Origin of the sequence: Streptomyces armeniacus (assembly GCF_003355155.1) — a bacterium.
GTDB lineage: Bacteria > Actinomycetota > Actinomycetes > Streptomycetales > Streptomycetaceae > Streptomyces > Streptomyces armeniacus.
This window is the reverse complement of sequence record NZ_CP031320.1, coordinates 4,406,013-4,425,523: the sequence shown is the minus strand read 5'-3', so window position 1 is coordinate 4,425,523 and position 19,511 is coordinate 4,406,013. Positions and strand designations below refer to the sequence as shown.

The following is a 19,511-nucleotide window of genomic DNA, read 5'->3' as shown; positions in this document are numbered from 1 at the left end:
ACGAAAGATTGGTGCAAGCGCTTTGAACCGTAAGGAGTTGGACCCGGACAGTTCTCCTCAGGCCGCCTTCGGCGCTCGTTTACGCCATGCACGGGAGGAACGTGGCTGGACACAGGAGGACCTGGCGGAGCGGGTGGGGTATGCCAGTTCGCATGTCTCGGCTGTGGAAACTGCTCGGAAGATGCCGACCTTGCGCTTCTCGCGCAGTGTGGACCTTGCCTTCGGTATCGCGGACACCACCGACACGTTCGAGCGCCAGGGGCGCGAGATCCGGCACGGCAGCCTGCTGGAGGGCTTCCCTCAATTCGTTGACCACGAGGCGCGCGCGGCGGAGATCCGGCTGTACGAAGTAGGTGTTATTCCCGGCCTGCTTCAGACATCCGAGTACGCAACGGTCGTGGCGGACAGCGCCGTCAAGCGGGGAGCGATCACCGACGAGCAGGCACACGAGAGGGTCACGCTCGTCGCGGAGCGGCAGGCCGCGCTCGTTCGGACGCCCCCGCCGCTGATCTCCGCGGTGCTGGATGAAAGCTGTCTCCGTCGACCCGTCGGCCAACCCGCCGTCATGAAAGCCCAGTTGGCGCGGCTACTCGAGTTTGCCGAGCTGCCCAACACCGTGCTTCAGATCGCCCCGTTCACCATGGGGGAGCGCCGACCGCTCAGCCTGCCGGTCTACATCCTCACGATGTCGGACCGGTCGCTCCTGTCGTACGCCGAGTCCGCCCAGCGGGGCCATCTTGAACGGGACGACAGGTTCGTCCTGCCCATGATGGCGGCCTACCATCAACTACAGGCCGAAGCCTGCTCGCAGGCGGAATCTGTGGCCATGGTCAACCAGTTGCGAAAGGGCACCCCGTGACGACCGAGTCCCCCCGTTGGTTGAAGTCCTCCTATAGTGAGAACGGCGGCGCCTGCGTGGAGGTCGCCGGAAACCTCGTCGCCTCGCGCGGCGTCGTCCCCGTCCGTGACAGCAAGAACCCGCACGGCCCCGCGCTCGCGTTCGAGTCGGCCGCCTGGTCGTCGTTCGTCGGCGCCGTCAGGGGCGGGGAGTTCAGCGCCTGAGCCACGCACGAAGCAACGACCGGCCCCCGCCCAGGCACTAGGCACGGGCGGGGGCCGTCGCTTGCTCAGCGGCGGCGGAGGCCCCGGAACGATTCCAGCGCACGCGGTGGATGTGCGGAACTCGAAGTCGTGCGCTGCGGCCATCATGCGTATCCCTTCGCCGGGAGTGCGGGGATCGGCCCCGCGCCATCGATGTGGCGACGGTAGGAAGCGGGGCGTGCCGGGCTCTACGAATTTGCACGAGATTGCACCTCAATTCGCTTGGCTTAATGCGGCATTGACGCTATCGAGCCAGTTCGTAGACGCTGATGCAAGCCCGAGCAATTATCCGGACCAGGGAGCTGCCATGGCCGTGGAGTTCGTTGGGATCGACCCCGACACCGACCGGGACCACTGCCCCACCGTGTGGGCGGACGGGGAAGCTCAGGAGATCTTGTTGCAGGGATGGAAGCCGAGTCCCGAGACTCAGGCGGAGTGCGAGGGAGCCAGCCCCGCGAACGGTCCCGTCCCCGGCGGTGAGGCCATCGTCAGGATTCCGGCCCGGATGATTCCGATGATCAGGGAGGCGTGTGATGCCGTCGAGCGCGCCCAGCTTCGCTGAGCTGCTTGGTGGGTGCGAGCGCTCCGCCGTCCACCTGGAGTTGCGCGATTCGTACGCTGCCACGGACCGGTTCGAGGCATGGAAGCGCGGGCAGCGGATCAACTGGGAGGATCGCGAGTCCTGGTGGCATCCGTACGACCAGTTGATCGCTGACACGGTGGCCAGTGGTGTGGTGATCCGAAGGGCGCGGGTGGTCTCCGAGCCGGTATCGGAGTACGTCCGGTGGGAGCACTACGTCACTCATGCCAACGTCACGGCCGGAGAGCAAGTCCGCTGGCTGCCCCGGCGACTGGCCACGAACATCCCCTTGCCGGGAAACGACTTCTGGCTGTTCGATGACGCGCTGCTCCGGGTGCACCACTTCTCGGGTGACGGCGCGGTGGTGGAGGACGAGATCACGGCCGATCCGGAAGCGGTGAAGCTGTGCTCCGCCGCGTTTGAAACGGTTTGGGAGCGAGCGATCCCGCACAACCGGTACAACGTCTGACGAAAGCCAGCTCCATGCCGCCGCACCCCTCTTCACGCGTTCAGAAGGCCCGGGAGAAACTCGCGGCCCGCCTGCGGGAGATCCGGAAGGATGAGGGGATCAGCGGGCGGGAGCTGGCGGTCAGGTGCGGTTGGTCGGAATCGAAGTCGTCCCGGATCGAGAACGCCAAGACGCCGCCCTCCGATGCCGATATCCGAGTGTGGTGCCGGGCCTGTGCCGCTGACGACCAGGCAGCCGACCTGATCGCGGCCAACCGGCAGTCCGCGGAAGCGCATGTGGAGTGGAGGCGGCTTCAGCGGACCGGCCTCCGGCGCCTGCAAGAGACCACCGGCGACGTGTACCAACAGACCAAGACCTTCCGCGTCTATGTATCCGACGTGATCCCTGGGTTTCTTCAGACAGTGGGGTACGCCTCCGCGCTGCTGTCCTCCATCGCGGACTTCCGAGGTACACCGGATGACGTGAGTGATGCCGTGGCAGCCCGCATGCGGCGAAATGAGGTGTTGAGCAACGGTGGGCGCCGGTTCTCCTTCGTGCTGGAAGAGTCGGTGTTGCGATACCGGCTGTGCAGCGCCGAAACCATGGCGGCGCAGCTCGGCCACCTGCTCGGAGCCATGGACCTTCAGAACGTCGCCGTCGGCATCGTCCCGTTCTCGGAACAACGGGCTGTCTGGCCCATGCCAACCTTCACGGTCTTCGATGACCGCAGGGTGCACGCCGACACCCTGGACGCTGCCTCCACGCTCACACAGCCCAGTCAGATCGAGCTGTACACCCGCGCCTTTGAACGTCTCTCGCAGCAGGCCGCACGGGGAGCGGCGGCCCGCGCCCTCGTCGCGGACGCGGTGGCATCCCTGGGCGGCTGACTGGGTGTCGGCCCGAGGAGACACGACGGCCCCCGCCCCGACAGAGACGCTGTTGGTTAATTCGGGGGCTCGCGTGACGTCGGCCTTCAAGACCCGGTTGTGGTCTTGAAGGCCGACGTTGTCGTATGGGGTGGGTGCGGGTGTCGATGCAGCCGAGCAGGCCGAGCGAGGTGTATGTGCGGGCTCGTTGCTTCGTTCTGCACTGCCCGAACGTACCGGTGGCCACTGACAACCCGGCCGCCGAGACCGGCGGAATCCGGCCCTCCGCCCGGCCCGCCGCACCCCGTGCAACCGGCTGCTACCAGCTGGACTTCCGGCTCAGCTCCCACATCTTCATGATGATCTACGGGTCGAGGCACCCCTCGACGCCCGCGACGTCCTTCCGGGCGGCCAGGCACACCTTGCCCTCCCACCACGGCAGCAGCCTGTCGTCCTCCGCGAGTCTCTTCTGAGCCCTGGTGACCCCCCCCCCCCCGCCCCCGAGCCCCCGAGCCGCCAACAGAACGTCCGCACCCGCTCGTTCACGTACGACCCAAGGAGAAACCCATGCCCCTGTCCCTCGCCGTCGTCGGAGCCGGCTTCATGGGCAGCCTGCACGCCCGTACGGTCGCCGAGTGCGACACCGCCGAACTGGCCGCCCTCGTCGACCTGGACGAGACCGCCGGAAGGCGGGCCGCCGAGGAGTACGGCGCGCGCTGGCACCGCACCGTCGAGGACGCGCTCGAGGACCCGTCGATCGACGCGTACATCGTCGCGCTGCCCGACCGGCTGCACGTGGCGGCCACCTCGACGCTGCTCGCCGCGGGCAAGCCGGTGCTGCTGGAGAAGCCGATGGCGGACACCCTGGACGGCGCCCGCGCCATCGCCGACGCCGCCCGCCGCGGCGGGGCCCGGCTGCTGGTCGGCCAGCTGCTGCGGTTCGACCCGCGCTACGCGCAGGCCGCCGAGGCGGTACGCGGGGGCGCCGCCGGCGACCCGGTGGTGGCGAAGGCGGGGCGGTTCGCCGTACGCGACATCGGCACCCGTACCAACGGCACCAGCAGCGTCGTCTTCTACCTCGGCATCCACGACGTGGACGCGCTGCAGTGGGTGACCGGGTCCAGGATCACGCGGGTGTACTCGCGCGCGGTCTCGCGGCTGATGCCCAGTCTCGGTGTGGACAGCGAGGATGCCATCCTGTCCGTCGTGGACTTCGCGGACGGCTTCGTCGGGCAGCTGTTCAACGGCTGGGTACGGCCCGAGAACTCGGCGTTCCAGATCGACGGGCGGCTGGAGCTGATCGGCACCTCCGGCACCGTGGAGGTGGACGTGCGCGACCACGGGCTGCAGATCGGCTCCTCCAAGGGCTACGCGCTCCCCGACGGCAACCACTGGCCGGACGTCAACGGCCGGATCAGCGGCGACCTCGCGGCCGAGGTGGCGCACTTCGTACGGGCGCTGCGCCGCGACGAGGACTTCGTGATCAGCGTCGACGAGGCGATGTCCGCGGTCGCCGTGAACGACGCCATCCTGCGCTCGGTCGGGTCCGGTCAGGCCGAGGACGTCGAAGGGCTGTGAGCGTGAGCACGACCGCGGGCGGTACGCCCGGCAGGCAGGCGGGCGGTACGCCCAGCAAGCACGAGTGGCTGCGGCAGCGGCTCCAGGAGGTGGTCGCCGGGCTGGAGCCGCACACGCCGCTGCCCACCGAACGGGAGATCGCCACACAGCACGGCGTCTCCCGGCAGACGGTGCGCCGCGCGCTGGACGCCCTGGAGGACGCGGGCAGCATCTACCGCGTGCACGGCTCCGGCACGTACACGGCGGGCCCGATGATCAGCAAGACGCTGACCATGACGTCGTTCAGCGAGGACATGACCGCCCGCGGCCTGGTGCCGTCCTCACGGCTGCTGGCCGCCGAGGCCATGCCGGCCGGCGACCGTATCGGCGAGCAACTGGCCATCCCCGGCGAGGAGTCCGTCGTACGCCTCGCACGGCTCCGGCTGGCCGACAACCGGCCGATGTGCCTGGAGACCACGTACCTGCCCGAGGCCCGTGTGCCGGAACTGCTGGAGCAGGACGACCTGGAGCGCTCGCTGTACGCGCTGCTGCACTCCGCGTACGGCTTCCGGCTGACCCGCGCCGAGCAGATCGTCACCGGCGCCGTCCTCACCGGCACGGAAGCCGCGCTGCTGCGCGCCCCGGAGAACACCCCGGCGCTGCGCGTCCACCGCATCGGCCTGGACGACCGGGACTGCCCGCTGGAAGTGACCGAGAGCCTGTACCGGGGCGACCGCTACGACCTGCGTTTCACCGTCCGCAGGGAGGGCGAGTGACGGGCGCGGCGCTGGCCGTCGGCATCGACATCGGCGGCACCAAGACGGCCGGCGCGCTGGTGGACCTGGCGGCGCTGCGCGCCGGGGCCGCCGGGGCGGACGGCGTACGGGCCGCTGGCGCGGTCCTGCGCCAGGCCCGTACGCCCACGCCGGTCGGCGAGGGCCCGGACGCGCTGCTGGACGCGGCCGCGGAGCTGGTGGCGCGACTGCTGGAGGGCACGCCGCGGGACCGGGTGCGCGGCGTCGGGGTCGGCACCGGCGGCGTGGTCGACAGCACGACGGGCACGGTCTTGTCGGCCACCTCGGTGCTGCCCGGCTGGGCGGGCACGGAGGTCGCCGCGGGCCTGGGGGCGCGCTGCGGCCTGCCCGTACGGGCCGACGGCGACGGCAACACCACGCTGCTCGGCGAGCACGCGGCGGGGGCGGCGCGGGGCGCGTCGTCCGTACTGCTGGCGGCCGTCGGCACGGGCATCGGCGGCGCGCTGATGACCGGCGGCACGCTCGTACGCGGTGCCCGCCACGCCGCGGGCCACCTCGGGCACGTCGCGGCGCCGGACGCCGCCGGCGTGCCGTGCAGCTGCGGCGCGCGCGGGCACGTCGAGGCGGTGTCGTGCGGGCCCGCGATCGTCCGCCGCTACACGGAGGCGACGGGCACCGCGGTCCCCGGCGGCCTGCGCGAGCTGGCGGCCCGTACCGGCACCGACCCGGGCGCGGCGCGGGCCGTCGCGGACGGCGGGCGCAGCCTGGGCGTGGCGCTGGCCGGGCTGGTGAACACGTTCGATCCCGAACTCGTCGTCATCGGCGGCGGGGTCGCCGACATCGGCGCCCCCTTCACGGACCCGCTGGAGGAGGGCCTGCGCGGCGGGCTGCTGCCCGCGGTGCGCACCGTACGGCTGGCTCGCGCCGCGCTCGGCTCCGACGCGAGCGTCCTCGGCGCGGCGACCCTGGCGGGGTGACGGGACGGCGGGCGGGGAGCGCGTACGCACGGGGTGCGGCCTCGCGCGGGGGCGGCCGACAGCCGCGGGTTCCGGGACGCTACGCTGCCTCGCAACCAGGGCGCGAACCTCATTCGCTGCCGCGCTGCCCACGCCGCCCGAGAGACTGACGTCCCGTCAGCCAGTCCGCAAAGGATCAGCATGAGTAAGGCGACAGCCCCAGCGACATGATCAGACGCGCACCTCGCCCGGCAGTCCGCAACCATCCGCTGATCCGCGCCTTCGCCGGTCAGTCCTGATCACACCCTGGATGGCGTAACTCTCCATGTCTTGGTTCGAATCATTCATCCTCGGGCTCGTCCAGGGGCTGACCGAATTCCTCCCCATCTCCTCCAGCGCGCACCTGCGGCTCACGGCCGCGTTCGCGGGCTGGGAGGACCCCGGCGCCGCGTTCACCGCCGTCACCCAGATCGGGACGGAGACGGCGGTGCTCATCTACTTCCGCAAGGACATCGCGCGGATCGTCTCCGCGTGGTGCCGCTCGCTGGTGAACAAGGAGATGCGCCGCGACCACGACGCCCAGCTGGGCTGGCTGGTGATCGTCGGTTCGATCCCGATCGGCGTCCTCGGGCTCACGTTCAAGGAGCAGATCGAGGGCCCCTTCCGCGATCTGCGGCTGATCGCCACCACGCTGATCGCGCTCGGCATCGTCCTCGGCATCGCGGACCGGCTGGCCGCGCGGAGGACGGTGGGCGGCAGGCACCGCGCCGCGCCGGAGGCCAAGACGATCGAGCAGCTCACGGTGCGGGACGGCGTGCTCTACGGCCTCGCCCAGTCCCTCGCGCTCATCCCGGGCGTCTCCCGCTCCGGCGCCACGATCAGCGGCGGCCTGTTCATGGGCTACACCCGTGAGGCGGCGGCCCGCTACTCGTTCCTGCTGGCCATCCCCGCCGTGCTGGCCTCCGGCCTGTTCGAGCTCACGGAGATCGGCGAGGGGCACGTCTCGTGGGGGCCGACGATCTTCGCGACAGTGCTCGCGTTCATCGTCGCGTACGCCGTCATCGCATGGTTCATGAAGTTCATCTCGACCCGCAGCTTCATGCCGTTCGTGATCTACCGCATCCTGCTGGGGCTCGTCATCTTCGCCCTGATCTGGGCCGGCGTCCTCACCCCGCACGAGGGCGAGTCCATCGGCGCGGAGTAGGAGGCCCGCGCGCGGGCAAAGTGCCGTACGGCCCGGGCCGCGGTGCGGCTGCGACTCTACGATGGCACTTCGCCCGGCAGCCGGGAGGCGTTATCGTCGCGTCCCCGGACCGGCCCGGCGGCCTCCGGGCAACCGGTTCGCGAGCCGTGGGGAGGTGCGGGGATGGCGCCCACTCTGCGCTGGCTGCTGCACCGCGGCGAGCTGCGGCTGCGGGCGCTGGTGGACGCGGCGGACGAGCGGACCGTGCGGTGGGTGCACGTGAGCGAGCTGGCCGACCCGACGGCGTACCTGGCCGGTGGCGAGCTGCTGCTGACGACCGGCCTGCACACCTCGGACCGCGACTGGGACGGCTACCGCGCGTATGTCGGGCGGCTCGCCGCACACGGTGTGTCGGCGCTCGGCTTCGGGGTGGGCCTCACCCGCGACGAGGTGCCCGACGAGCTGGTCGAGGCCGCCCGCGAGGCGGGGGTCCCGTTGCTGCGGGTGCCGCGGCCGACGCCGTTCATCGCGATCAGCGAGGCCGTGGCGGGCGCCATCGCCCGTACGCACGAAGAGGTGCTGACGTCGGCCCTGAAGGCGCAGCGCGACCTGATCGGCGCGGCGCTGTCCACCGGCGGGCCACGCGCCGTCGTGGGCGAGCTGGCGGCGGCGCTCGGCTGCTGGGTGCTTCTGCTGGACCGGTCGGGGGCCGCCCGGCACGGGGCGCCGCCCGACGCACGCCGGCACGCCGCCCGTATCCGCCACGCCCTGGACCGGCTCAGCCCCGAAGCACGCGACACGACGGCGCACGCCGTGTCCCTGGATGCCGGCGGCGACCAGGTCTCCGTGCTGCCCGTCGGCGCGGGCGGCCGGGTCACCGGCCATCTCGCGGCCGGGCGGAAGGAACCGCTCGGCCCGGCCGAGCAGGCCGTCATCGCGGGCGCCGTCGGGCTGTTGTCGCTGGACACCACGTACCAGGAGCAGACGCGCGAGGCGCAGCGGCGCACCCGGCTCGCGGTGCTGCGGCTCGCCGCCGGGGCCCACGCCGAACTGGCCGAGTCGACCGCCGACACGCTCGGCGTGCCGCTGCCGTCGCAGCCGCTGCGCGTCGCCGTACTCGGCTGCGAGCGGGAGGACATGCCCGAGCTGCTGCGGGCGGCCGAGGAACACCTGGCGCTCAGTCAGGCGGGCGCGCTCATCGCGCCGTACGACACGTACAGCGTCGTCGTGCTGCTTCCCGAGGCGCAGGGCGACCAGCAGGCGCTCGAGGAGGTGCTGCACCGCGTCCCCGGCGCGCGCGGTGCGGTCAGCGAGGCGGCGCCGCTGTCCGAGGTGCCGGACGCGCTGCGGCGTGCCCGCTCGGTCTTCTACGGCACCACCGGCGACAGTGCGCGGCTCGTCCTGGCGAAGGACGTCGTCACCGCCGGGCTCCTCGCCCAGCTGGACAACCCCGGTGCCCAGGGGTGGGCGGACGCCCTGCTGGAGCCGCTGGAGCGGCACGCCGTACGCTCCAAGCTCGACCTGATCTCCACCCTCCGCGTCTACCTCGCGCACAACGGGCACATCGACGCCTCGTCGACCGCCCTCGGCATCCACCGGCACACCCTGCGCTACCGGCTCGACCGGATCACCGAGCTGCTCGACCACGACCTGGAGAACCCCACGGCACGTGCCGAACTGTGGCTGGCGCTGCTGCTGCGGGAGGCCCGGTGACCGGGGCGGGCGTGCCCGTGCCCGAGCACGCGGTCCTCGCCGCCGCGCCGGCCGCCGGAGGACGCCCGTCCGTCACCTACCGGCAGGCGGGCGACCGCTGCGTGCTCGTGGAATACGGGCCGCCGGAGCTCGACCTGCGCCTCAACTTCCACGTGCTGCGCATGCTGAGCGCCCTCGGCGCCGACCCGCCGCCGGGCCTCCTCGACGCCGCTCCGGGACTCCGCTCCGTGCTGCTGTGCTTCGACCCCTCCCGTACGGCGCGCACCGCGCTCGTGGACCACCTCCACACACTCCACGAACGCCAGCCGGACCTGTCCGGCGTCACCCTCCCCAGCCGGCGGGTCACGCTGCCTCTCGCCTTCGACGACACGGCCACCCGGGAGGCCGTCGTACGGTACGCCCGCACCATCCGTCCGGACGCGTCGAACACCAGGGGCGGCAACAACATCGACTACATCGCCGCCCAGAACGGGCTGCCCGGCCGCGACGCGCTGTACGAGGCGATCCTCGCCACCGAGTGGTGGACGGCCTTCACCGGCTTCGCCCCCGGCCTCCCGTTCCTGTTCCCGCTGCGCGGCCCCACGGCGCTGTCCGTACCGAAGTACAACCCCACCCGTGCCTGGACACCGGAGGGCGCGGTGGGCATCGGCGGGCCGTGCGTGGCCATCTATCCCGCCGAATCACCGGGCAGCTACCAGCTGTTCGGCCGCACCCTGCCCGTCAGCGACGTCTTCGCACGCAACCGGGTCTTCGGTGACGACCCGTTCCTCCTGCGCGCCGGGGACCGGGTGCGGTTCACCCTCTGCGGTGAGGAGGAACTGCTGGAGCTGCGGCGTCAGGTGCTGGAGGACCAGTACGTCTACCGGATCGAGGACGCACCGCTCGCCCTGGCCGCTCACGTCCGCGGCGCTGTGCCGGGCGGCACGGGGCACCCGGACGGCTCCGGCCGGGCCTGGGCCGGCGGGGAGGTGCCGTGAACCACGGGCTGCGCGGAGACGCTCACGACGAGGCACCGGAGCTGGAGATCCTCGTGCCCGGCGTGCAGACCACCGTGCAGGACCACCCGGGCAGGACCGGCCTGCAGGCCCGCGGGTTCTTCCCGTCGGGGCCGGTGGACGGCTTCGCGTTCCGTGCGGCCAACCTGCTCGCAGGCAACGATCCCCGGCACGCCGGTCTGGAGATCACGCAGGGCGGCTTCGCGGCCCGCTTCCGCTGCCACGCCCGCGCCGCCCTCTGCGGCGCCGAGGGCGCCGCGCCCACGCTGGGCGGCGAACCGGTGCCGCTGTGGCAGACGTTCGCCGTACGCCCGGGGGACGAGCTGGTGTGCGAGGCGGCGAAGGGCCCGGGGTTCCGGCTCTACCTGGCCGTCTCCGGGGGGATCGACGTGCCCGAGGTCCTCGGCTCGCGTTCGGTGCACACCCTCGCGGGCATCGGCGGCGTCGACGGCCGCCCGGTCCTCCGCGGCGACGTCCTCCCGCTCGGCCGGGCGGCCGAGGCGCCGCTGCTGCGGCTGCCGCAGTCGCTGCGCCCCGCGTACCACACGCACTGGGAGCTGGAGGTCGTCCGCGGCCCGCACGGCGACCCGGGGTTCCTCACCGCCGAGGGCTGGCGGGAGTTCACCTCCCGCACGTGGCGGGTCGACCTCAACTCCGACCGGCTGGGTGTGAAGCTCGACGCCCACGCCCTGGCCTGGGCGAGGCCGGACGGCGGTGTCGCGGGCGGCCACCCGTCGAACGTGCTCGACGTCAGCTACCCCGTGGGCGGCGTCACCGTCATCGGCGACGTGCCGACCGTCCTCGGGCCGGACGGGCCGACGTCCGGCGGCTACACCGTCATCGCCACGCTCGCCCACGCCTGCCTGTGGAAGCTCGGCCAGATGCGGCCCGGCCGCGACACCGTACGCTTCCGGGAGATCTCCCTCGCCGAGGCCGACGCGCTGGCGGCGCACACGGAGTTCGCCCTGCAACGCGGGCGGCTGGAGCGGCTGGAGCCCGCCGGACCCGCCGGAGCCGCCGCTCCCGCCGCTCCCGTGTGAGCGCGGCGGGGTTCCGCCGGCCTCGCGGATGCGCGGGAGCGGTTCACGCGCCGCGCCGGGCCAGCACCTCACCCATGGGCAGCAGGGCCGCGCCCTCGGCCGCGATCCGGTCGCGGACCGCCGTGGCGACCTCGACGGCGTTGGGACGGTCGCCGTGTACGCAGACGGTGTCGGCGTCGACCTCGATGCGCCGCCCGCCGCGCGTGGTGACGTGTCCCCGGAGAATGCCGGCGGCCTTCTCCGCGCACGCCTGCGGGTCCTTCGCGGGCGGGTCAGGCTCGATCACGATGTGCCCCTCGTCGTCGTACTCCAGGTCCGCGAAGGCCTCCCGCGCCACCCGCAGCCCCCGCGCCGCCACCCGCTCGGCCGTCGGACCGGCGAGCAGCACGACGATCGCCTCCGGGTCGACGGCAGCCACGGCGTCGGCCACGGCGTCCGCCACGTCCGGGTTGCGCATGGTGAGCCCGTAGAACGCGCCGTGCGGCTTGACGTGGGTCACCCGTACGCCCGCCGCGTCCGCGAACCCCCGCAGGGCGCCGTACTGGTACAGGCAGGCGTCGGCGGCCTCGCGAGGTGACAGGGCCAGTGCACGGCGGCCGAACCCGGCCAGGTCGGGCAGCCCGGGATGGGCACCCAGCGCCGTACCGGCCGACCGCGCCAGCCCGACCGAGTGGCGCATGATCGCCGGGTCGCCCGCGTGCCAGCCGCAGGCCACGTTGACGGAGCTGACCAGCGGAAGCAGCGCCTCGTCGTGCCCCAGCCGCCAGCGGCCGAAACTCTCCCCGGCGTCCGCGTTCAGATCGATCCGCGTCTTCATGGGCATCCTCCGCCTCGCAGGTCACCGGCGGCCTCACCGTGCGACGGCGGCGCGGCGCCGGCAATTCCTCGGCTGGGCCAAACCGGCCCCCGCCGCTTGGCCCACCGGGCCAATAGCCGCCCGTACCGCCTCGCCGCGAGGGTGCTCGCAGCACGGCCGAAGAGATCCGCTGACGAGGAGGGTGGCGTGGTACGCACAGCCCTGACGCTGCCGCCGGCGCGTTACGAGCACGGCGGAGACGAGTACGTCTTCGTGGAGATCGACCAGGCCATGAGCCTGGAGGCGAACTTCAAGGCCATGACGGTCACCACGGCGCTGCGGCAGCGCGCGGTGGACGGCGTGGTGGACATCTGCCCGTCCAATGCCTCCTATCTGATTCGCGTGGACCCCGACCGGCTGCACCCGGCGGACCTGGTCAAGGAGCTGCGGGCGCTGGAGGAGTCGGCCACCGAACTCACCTCCGAACAGACGCTGCACACCCGGGTCATCGACGTACCCGTCCTCTACGACGACCCGTGGACCCGCGAGACGCTCATGCGCTTCCGCGACCGGCATCAGGACCCGGAGGCCACCGACCTGGAGTACGCGGCGCGCATCAACGGCTTCTCCGGTACGGGTCCGCTGATCGAGGCGCTCTCCGGCGCCCCGTACATCGTCACCATGCTCGGCTTCGTGCCGGGCCTGCCCTTCTGCTACCAGATGGTGCCGCGCGACCGGCAGATCGAGGTGCCCAAGTACGTGCGCCCGCGCACCGACACCCCCGAGCGTGCCTTCGGTTACGGCGGCGCCTTCGCCGTCGTCTACCCGGTGCGCGGCGCCGGCGGCTACCAGCTGTTCGGCCTCGCCCCGGCGCCCGTGTTCGACGGCTCGCAGACGCTGCCGGACTTCCGCGAGCGCCTCGTCTTCCCGCGCCCCGGCGACATCCTGCGCTACCGCGCCATCGACCAGGGCGAGTTCGACGAGGTGCGCGGCGAGGTGGAGCGCGGCACCTTCCGGTACCGGATCCGGCCGTACGACTTCCGGCCCGCCGACTTCCTCGCCGACCCCGACGCCGTCACCAACGAACTGCTGGAGGTGCTGTACCGGTGAGCGAGCTGATCGTGCACTCCCCCGGCCTCTACACGACCGTCCAGGACACCGGCCGCGACGGGCACTACGACATCGGCATGCCGCCGTCCGGCGCCATGGACCAGTACTCCTACCGCGCCGCCAACCTGCTCGTCGGCAACCCGGAGGACGCGGCGGCCCTGGAGGCGACCTACATCGGGCCGCGGCTGGAGTTCACCGACGACCGGCTGGTGGCCGTGACCGGCGCCGACGCGCCGGTCAGCCGCAACGGGGAGCCGGTGCCCGCCTGGCAGACCCTCGCCGTGCGCGCCGGCGACGTGCTCTCCTTCGAGATGATCACCGCCGGCGCCCGGATCTACATCGCCGTCGGCGGTGGTGTCGACGTACCCGAGTACCTGGGGTCGCGTTCGACGTACACCCTTACGGGCCTCGGCGGGCACCAGGGCCGCAAGCTGGCCGAAGGCGACCGGCTGCCACTCGGCGAGGCCGCGGCCGGCGGCGGCGCGCCGCGCGAGGGCGCCGCGGTGGCGGACGCGCTGCGTCCGGCGTTCTGGGAGGTCACCCCGGTGCGCACCGTGGTCGGGCTGTGCTCCTACCGGCTGACCGAGGGCGGAACCCGCTCCTTCCTCGACACCACCTGGAAGGTCACCAAGGACGCCGACCGCGTCGGTTACCGGCTGCGCGGCGGCACGCTCGACTTCATCGAACGACAGCAGCCGTTCGGCGCGGGCAGCGACCCGGCCAACGTCGTCGACCTCGGCTACCCGGTCGGGTCGATCCAGGTCCCCGGCGGTGACGAACCCATCGTGCTGCTCAACGACGCCGTCACCGGCGGCGGTTACGCGACCATCGGCACGGTCGTCTCCGCCGACCGGGACCGCATCGCGCAGGCGAAGACCGGCGACCAGGTGTCGTTCGAACCGGTGGACCTGGACGGGGCGCTGGCGGCCCGGCGCGACCGGCGGCAACGACTCGACCGCGTGCGCGACGCGCTGCGCAGCTGACCGCGACGACGCAGACGGAGGAACGATGGCAACGATCAAGGCCACCATGCCCGGCGTGTTCTACCGGCGCCCGTCGCCGGAGGCGGAGCCGTACGTCAAGGAGGGCGGCGGCTTCGCCGCAGGGCAGACCATCGCGCTGATCGAGGTGATGAAGACCTTCAACGAAGTCAGGGCGGACACGTCCGGCACCCTCGTGCGGTTCCTGCTGGAAGACGGCGACGAGGTGGCCATGGGCCAGGACATCGTGGAGGTGGACGCCGCGTGAGCCCCCTGCGGAGGGTGCTCGTCGCCAACCGCGGCGAGATCGCGCTGCGCGTCGTGCGGGCCTGCCACGAGTCGGGGATCGAGGCGGTCGCCGCCTACTCCGACGCCGACCGGGACGCACGCTGGGTGCGGCTCGCCGACGACGCCGTGCACCTGGGCGGTTCGCCCGCCGCCAAGTCCTACCTCGACGCCGGCGCCGTGCTACGGGCGGCGCGCGAGAGCGGGGCGGACGCCGTGCACCCCGGCTACGGCTTCCTCTCCGAGAACGCCGGCTTCGCGCGGCGGGTCGAGCAGGCGGGGCTCGCCTTCGTCGGCGCCCCGCCCGACGTCATCGACACGATGGGAGACAAGGCCGCGGCCCGCCGTACCGCGCGGCAGGCGGGTGTACCGGTGGTGCCGGGAAGCGGCCCGGTCCGCGACGTCGACGAGGCGCGCGCCGCGGCCGCGGACATCGGCTACCCGCTGCTGGTGAAGGCGGCGGCGGGCGGCGGCGGCCGCGGCATCCGGCCCGTGGCGGACCCCGGACAGCTCGCCGACGTGCTCCCCACCGCGCAGGCCGAGGCGACGGCGTCCTTCGGCGACGGCACGGTCTATCTCGAACGTGTCATCGAACGGGCGCGCCACATCGAGGTGCAGGTGCTCGCCGACGCGTACGGGAACGTGGTGCACGCCTACGAGCGTGACTGTTCGGTGCAGCGCCGCAGGCAGAAGCTCATCGAGGAGGCGCCGGCGCCCGACCTCGACGCCGGGACCCGGTCGGCGATCTGCGCGGAGGCCGTACGGCTCGCCGCGCACGTCGGCTACCGGGGCGCCGGCACCGTCGAGTTCCTGCTGGCGGAGAACGGCTCGTTCTTCTTCATGGAGATGAACACCCGCATCCAGGTCGAGCACCCGGTCACCGAGTGCGTGACGGGCCTGGACCTGGTGGCGGAGCAACTCCGCGTGGCGGGCGGCGAACCGCTGTCCGTCGCCCAGGACGCCATCGCGCTCGACGGCGCCGCCGTCGAACTGCGCCTCAACGCCGAGGACCCGGAGAACGGCTTCCTGCCCGCCCCCGGCGAAATGACGGCCTTCGACCTGCCGGGCGGCCCCGGGGTGCGTGTGGACACCGGCTTCGCGGCGGGCGACCGGATCAGCCCGTTCTACGACTCCATGATCGCCAAACTGATCTGCACGGGCGCCGACCGCCCCCAGGCCCTCGCCCGTGCCCGGCAGGCGCTGGCGGAGCTGCGGATCACGGGCGTGCCCACCACGGCGGGCCTGCATGCCCGCCTGCTGGCCGACGACGACCTGCGCAAGGGCGCGGTGCACACGGGCTGGCTGGAGGAGTGGGCGGCGGGCTGACGGCGGCGCCGGGAGGCGCACGCGGCCCGCGCGGTGGTGCCCCGCCCGCGCGGTGGTGCCGTACGGGCGTACCGCACCACCGCGCGCTGGGCCTGCGGGCCGTACGCGGTCAGCGCGCCATCGTGAGCCCGTCCGAGGCCGCGCCCCGGCTCAGCACGGCGTCCCGGATGGTGTCGCGGGCGCCGGCGTGTACGGGGTCGCCGGACCGGCGGGTCTGCGGCGAGTTGAGGTTCACCAGCCGGTGGTCGGGCTCGGTCTGCATGAGGAACGGCACGAACTCGGCCTTCTTGACCGTCCAGCCGCTGCCCTCCTCGCGCGGCGGCACGAACGTGAAGCGGGCGGCGGAGCCCATCTGGCCGCGCGGGTCGTTCATCTCGCCGGCGACCTGGTCGCCCATCCCGTAGACCACCCACGTGCCGTTGACCTTCTCGTACGCCTGCGGCACGTGGTTGTGCGTGCCCAGGATCAGGTCGATGTCGCGGCGGCCCTCCGTACGGGAGCGGGTGAGCTGCTTCGCGAGCGACAGCTGCTGCTTGTTCGGATCCTCCTGCCACTCGTCGCCCCAGTGCACGCTGACCACGACGACGTCCGCGCCCGCGCGGCGCGCGGCCCGTGCGTCGGCGATGATCCGCTGCGGGTCGATCAGGTTGACCAGCCAGGGGCTGTCCTCGGGGACGTCGATGCCGTTGGTGCCGTAGGTGTACGCGAGCTGCGCCACCTTCGCGCCGCCCGCCCGCAGCATGGCGGGCCGGTCCCGCTCCGCGCTGGAGCGGGCCGAGCCGGCGTGCTTCAGACCGGCCTCGTCCATCGCCCGCAGCGTCCGCTGTACGCCCTCGGGACCGGCGTCGAGGGTGTGGTTGGAGGCCGTCGAGCAGCTGTCGTAGCCGGTCGCCTTGATGGCGCGGGCGACGTGCGGCGGGGTCTTGAAGGCGGGGTAGCCGGTGAAGGGGCCGCTGTCCGGCCCGTACACGGTCTCCATGTGGCACATCGCCAGGTCGGCGCCGGAGGCGAGGGGCTCGGCGCCGGCGAGCATCTTGCGGAAGTCGTAGCCGGAGCCGCCGGCGTCGGCCCGCGCCTGCCGGATGATCGAGTCGTGCGCGAGGATGTCGCCGGTCGCGACGAGGGTGAAGGCGCGTGCGTCGTCGCCCGCGAGCGCCGCGGAACCGCGGCCCTTCTCGGAACCCGTCGTCCCGCCGCCGGACCCGTCCGTGCCGCACGCGGTCACCGTGCCCAGCAGGACGGCCGCGGCCAGCAGCACTCCGGTGCGTACGTGTCTGGTCATTGAGCTGCTCCATGATCGTGATTAATAGGACAAGCCCAATAACCGACGGATCGCGGAGCGCCGCAGCACGGGACGGCGCGGGTTGGGACGAATGGCGCAACAGATGCATCCGGCTGGCCCCGGAATGCCCGCTGCGACCGGAGTGTTGGGAGTTGTGCCGGTGCGGCACGGGGAGTGCCGCATCCACTGCCGGGTGTAGTACGCGGTCCGACGTACTCCGCTGGCTGTACGCCAAGACTCCACTGCCAGACGACGACAGATGAGTCTCGGAGGAGAATGGTGGAGGTATGAACAGGACGCGCTCACCCCGTCGGGACCAGCCATGAGTGCCCTGCTGGCGTCGGTCCTGCTGTCGCTGGTGTCGGCCGTGGCGTACGCTGCGGCGGCCATTCTGCAGGAGCGGATCGCCGCGACCACGGCGCCCAGCCGCTACGCCCTGCTCAGGCGCGGCCGGTGGTGGGCCGCGGTCGTCCTCAACGGCGTCGGCGCCCTGCTTCACGTCGCGGCCCTCGGTCTCGGCCCGCTGACCGTGGTGCAGCCGCTCGGCGTGCTGACCATCGTCATCGCGGCCCCGCTGGCCGCCGTCATGGTGAAGCGCCCCGTCACGGCGGACGCCTGGCGCGGCATCGTCCTCGTCTCCGTCGGCCTTGCGGCCATCCTGATGTTCACCGGCGCGCACCAGTCCCGGCCGCTTACCGACCCGGAGCAGTACGCGGTGGCCGGCGCCGCCGTCTCCGTGATCGTGCTGCTCGTCGGGATCGCCGTGGCGGCGCGCGGCGCGCACCGCGCCGGCGCCCGCAGCGTGGCCCTGGCCATGGCCGCCGGAGTCGCCTTCGGTACGGCTTCGGTGTGCGTGAAGGCGGTCGCCGAAGGGTGGGCGCTGACGTCGCTCACGGCGGCGCTCCCGGTGCTCGCGCTGATCGCCCTGTTCGCCGTCACCGGTCTCGCCACGTCCCAGGCCTCGTACCGGGGCGGCGGCCTCGCCGCCCCGCTGGCGACCGCGACGGTCGTCAACCCGGTGGTCGCCGCGACGGTCGGCATCCTCCTCCTGGAGGAGGGCTTCCGCTACGGCGCGCCCGGAGCGCTGACGGCGCTCGCCGGCGCGCTGCTCGCGGGCCGGGGTCTGATCATCCTCACCGGCACCAGCACCGCGCAGAGCGCCGCCGAGCACACCGCGCCCGTGGAGACCGGCGGCACCGGCACCGTGGTGATCCCGCGGCCCGCGGCGGCGCCGTCCGCGCCGCGTGCAGCCGCCTTCGCCGACCGGGCGCCGGTGGCCGCGCCGGGCCCGCGGATGACGGTGCCCGACACCGTGCCCGACGAGGTTCCGGTCACCGTCCCCGATACCGTTCCGGACCGATTGCGGGTCCCGACGTCGCACTGACGACGGCCGCCACCCCGGCTACGGGCCCCGCCCGGGACCCGTAGCCGTGGCATGTCCGGCGTCAGGCGGCGGTCCGCTGGCCGTCGTCCGCCGGTGTCGTGACGGGCTGTTCGCCGGGCCGCGGCGCCTCTATCTCGTCGTGTATCCGCTGGCAGGTGCGATTGATCAGGCGTGAGACGTGCATCTGCGAGATGCCGAGCTGCTCGGCGATCCGGCTCTGCGTCATGTCGTGGAAGAACCGCAGGTACAGGATGCGGCGTTCGCGTTCCGGCAGCTGTTCGAGCCGGGGCTTGACCGCCTCGCGGTACAGGACGAGGTCGAAGCCGGGCTCGTCGTCACCCAGGGTGTCCTGCAGGCTGTACCCGTCGTCGGCACCGGGGAGTTCGGCGTCCAGGGACAGGGTGCTGAAGCTCTCCAGCGCCTCCATGCCGGCCAGCACGTCCTCGTCGGACAGGCCGCTGTGCTCCGCGATCTGGGCCACCGTGGGCGAGCGGCCGTCGAGGTTGAGCGTGAGGGCGCGGGTGCTGGCGCGGACCCGGTTGCGGAGCTCCTGGATGCGCCGGGGCACGTGCAGGCCCCAGAGGTGGTCGCGGAAGTGCCGCTTGATCTCGCCGACGATGGTCGGCACCGCGTAGCTCTCGAACGCGCTGCCCCGCTCGGGGTCGTAGCGCGCGACGGCCTTGATCAGGCCCAGGGCCGCGACCTGCTCGAGGTCCTCGAGGGTCTCGCCGCGGTTGCGGTACTGCCGGGCCAGCCGCTCCGCCATCGGCACCCAAGCCTCCACCACCTGCTGCCGCAGGGCCTCGCGTTCGGGCCCTTCGGGCAGCGCGGCGATCCTGGCGAACTCTCCGGCGGTGTCGGGAGCGTCGTCGTGCGGGTGGCGGCGCGTGCGCCGCTGCCCCTGGCGCTGCCGCTGCGGCTGGCGTTTCCGTACGGGCCTGGGCTGGGCCTGGTCCTGCTGCTGCCGCTGCGGCGGCTGGTGCTTGGCGCGGTACTGGCTTCGGTCTCGAGTGCGTGTCGCCGTGGTCATGGTTCGCTCTCTCCGTCGCGATGGTCTGCTGTGTAAGCGATCACCGCGGGAGCAGGCACATGCGGGGCAGGTCACGCGACACAGGGTGTCGCTCCGCTCCCGCGGCAGTGCCTTCACGTCCGAA

Annotated in this window: 21 protein-coding genes; 18 read left to right on the top strand and 3 right to left on the bottom strand. The window is 72.6% G+C overall.

From position 1 onward, the window contains the following. The first annotated feature begins 22 nt into the window (after positions 1–22). The 13 genes from DVA86_RS19175 to DVA86_RS19115 all read left to right on the top strand — a co-directional run bounded on the left by DVA86_RS19175 (position 23) and on the right by DVA86_RS19115 (position 11,194). A complete protein-coding gene (locus DVA86_RS19175; RefSeq protein WP_208879931.1) occupies positions 23–859 on the top strand; it encodes a helix-turn-helix domain-containing protein in 837 nt (278 codons plus the stop codon). Beyond that, positions 856–1,062, top strand: a complete 207-nt coding sequence (locus DVA86_RS19170) for a DUF397 domain-containing protein (RefSeq protein WP_208879930.1) — start codon at positions 856–858, stop codon at positions 1,060–1,062. The genes DVA86_RS19175 and DVA86_RS19170 overlap by 4 nt, the downstream gene beginning before the upstream one ends. Before the next feature lie 346 nt (positions 1,063–1,408). Further along, positions 1,409–1,663, top strand: a complete 255-nt coding sequence (locus tag DVA86_RS19165) for a hypothetical protein (RefSeq protein WP_208879928.1) — start codon at positions 1,409–1,411, stop codon at positions 1,661–1,663. Next, positions 1,635–2,150, top strand: coding sequence for a DUF6879 family protein (locus tag DVA86_RS19160; RefSeq protein ID WP_208879927.1), 516 nt, complete (start codon positions 1,635–1,637; stop codon positions 2,148–2,150). The genes DVA86_RS19165 and DVA86_RS19160 overlap by 29 nt, the downstream gene beginning before the upstream one ends. 14 nt (positions 2,151–2,164) lie before the next feature. Next, complete coding sequence (locus tag DVA86_RS19155) at positions 2,165–3,016, top strand: helix-turn-helix domain-containing protein (RefSeq protein ID WP_208879926.1); 852 nt, start codon at positions 2,165–2,167, stop codon at positions 3,014–3,016. 218 nt (positions 3,017–3,234) lie between these two features. After that, a complete protein-coding gene (locus DVA86_RS19150) occupies positions 3,235–3,468 on the top strand; it encodes a hypothetical protein (RefSeq protein ID WP_208879925.1) in 234 nt (77 codons plus the stop codon). Between the two features lie 94 nt (positions 3,469–3,562). Next, positions 3,563–4,573 (top strand): Gfo/Idh/MocA family protein, encoded by a 1,011-nt coding sequence (locus DVA86_RS19145; RefSeq protein WP_208879923.1) that lies wholly within the window; start codon positions 3,563–3,565, stop codon positions 4,571–4,573. A gap of 2 nt (positions 4,574–4,575) precedes the next feature. After that, on the top strand, positions 4,576–5,328 hold the full coding sequence (locus DVA86_RS19140) for a GntR family transcriptional regulator (protein WP_208879921.1): 753 nt from the start codon (positions 4,576–4,578) through the stop codon (positions 5,326–5,328). Then, positions 5,325–6,284: an ROK family protein gene (locus tag DVA86_RS19135; protein WP_245996784.1), complete on the top strand. Its 960-nt coding sequence runs from the start codon at positions 5,325–5,327 to the stop codon at positions 6,282–6,284. The genes DVA86_RS19140 and DVA86_RS19135 overlap by 4 nt, the downstream gene beginning before the upstream one ends. Before the next feature lie 304 nt (positions 6,285–6,588). Continuing rightward, positions 6,589–7,467, top strand: a complete 879-nt coding sequence (locus DVA86_RS19130) for an undecaprenyl-diphosphate phosphatase (RefSeq protein ID WP_208879920.1) — start codon at positions 6,589–6,591, stop codon at positions 7,465–7,467. Positions 7,468–7,629: 162 nt separating this feature from the next. After that, on the top strand, positions 7,630–9,159 hold the full coding sequence (locus DVA86_RS19125; protein WP_208879919.1) for a PucR family transcriptional regulator: 1,530 nt from the start codon (positions 7,630–7,632) through the stop codon (positions 9,157–9,159). After that, the gene (locus DVA86_RS19120; protein ID WP_208879917.1) at positions 9,156–10,136 is read left to right on the top strand and encodes a 5-oxoprolinase subunit B family protein; all 981 of its coding nucleotides are present in this window, start codon (positions 9,156–9,158) and stop codon (positions 10,134–10,136) included. The genes DVA86_RS19125 and DVA86_RS19120 overlap by 4 nt, the downstream gene beginning before the upstream one ends. After that, positions 10,133–11,194, top strand: coding sequence for a 5-oxoprolinase subunit C family protein (locus DVA86_RS19115; RefSeq protein ID WP_222623334.1), 1,062 nt, complete (start codon positions 10,133–10,135; stop codon positions 11,192–11,194). The genes DVA86_RS19120 and DVA86_RS19115 overlap by 4 nt, the downstream gene beginning before the upstream one ends. Positions 11,195–11,237: 43 nt before the next feature. Here the strand turns inward: DVA86_RS19115 and DVA86_RS19110 are convergent, their stop codons facing one another. Continuing rightward, on the bottom strand, positions 11,238–12,011 hold the full coding sequence (locus DVA86_RS19110; RefSeq protein ID WP_208879916.1) for a LamB/YcsF family protein: 774 nt from the start codon (positions 12,009–12,011) through the stop codon (positions 11,238–11,240). 186 nt (positions 12,012–12,197) lie between these two features. Between DVA86_RS19110 and DVA86_RS19105 the strand changes: the two genes are divergently transcribed. The 4 genes from DVA86_RS19105 to DVA86_RS19090 are packed head-to-tail and all read left to right on the top strand — an operon-like array spanning position 12,198 to position 15,691. After that, positions 12,198–13,100 (top strand): 5-oxoprolinase subunit B family protein, encoded by a 903-nt coding sequence (locus DVA86_RS19105; protein ID WP_208879914.1) that lies wholly within the window; start codon positions 12,198–12,200, stop codon positions 13,098–13,100. Further along, positions 13,097–14,083, top strand: coding sequence for a 5-oxoprolinase subunit C family protein (locus DVA86_RS19100; RefSeq protein WP_208879912.1), 987 nt, complete (start codon positions 13,097–13,099; stop codon positions 14,081–14,083). Before DVA86_RS19105 ends, DVA86_RS19100 begins: the two co-directional genes overlap by 4 nt. A 25-nt stretch (positions 14,084–14,108) precedes the next feature. Then, positions 14,109–14,348 carry an acetyl-CoA carboxylase gene (locus DVA86_RS19095; RefSeq protein ID WP_208879910.1) on the top strand — a complete coding sequence of 80 codons (240 nt, stop codon included), beginning with the start codon at positions 14,109–14,111 and terminating at the stop codon, positions 14,346–14,348. Further along, on the top strand, positions 14,345–15,691 hold the full coding sequence (locus DVA86_RS19090; protein ID WP_208879909.1) for an acetyl-CoA carboxylase biotin carboxylase subunit: 1,347 nt from the start codon (positions 14,345–14,347) through the stop codon (positions 15,689–15,691). Before DVA86_RS19095 ends, DVA86_RS19090 begins: the two co-directional genes overlap by 4 nt. 109 nt (positions 15,692–15,800) lie before the next feature. On the opposite strand, the gene DVA86_RS19085 is transcribed toward DVA86_RS19090, so the two are convergent. Next, positions 15,801–16,973 carry a CapA family protein gene (locus DVA86_RS19085; protein ID WP_208879907.1) on the bottom strand — a complete coding sequence of 391 codons (1,173 nt, stop codon included), beginning with the start codon at positions 16,971–16,973 and terminating at the stop codon, positions 15,801–15,803. Positions 16,974–17,295: 322 nt separating this feature from the next. Between DVA86_RS19085 and DVA86_RS19080 the strand changes: the two genes are divergently transcribed. Continuing rightward, entirely contained in the window at positions 17,296–18,357 is a 1,062-nt protein-coding gene (locus tag DVA86_RS19080; RefSeq protein WP_208879905.1) for a DMT family transporter, read from the top strand. A 61-nt stretch (positions 18,358–18,418) separates the two neighbouring features. On the opposite strand, the gene DVA86_RS19075 is transcribed toward DVA86_RS19080, so the two are convergent. Next, on the bottom strand, positions 18,419–19,387 hold the full coding sequence (locus tag DVA86_RS19075; protein ID WP_208879903.1) for a SigB/SigF/SigG family RNA polymerase sigma factor: 969 nt from the start codon (positions 19,385–19,387) through the stop codon (positions 18,419–18,421). Between the last annotated feature and the right edge of the window lie 124 nt (positions 19,388–19,511).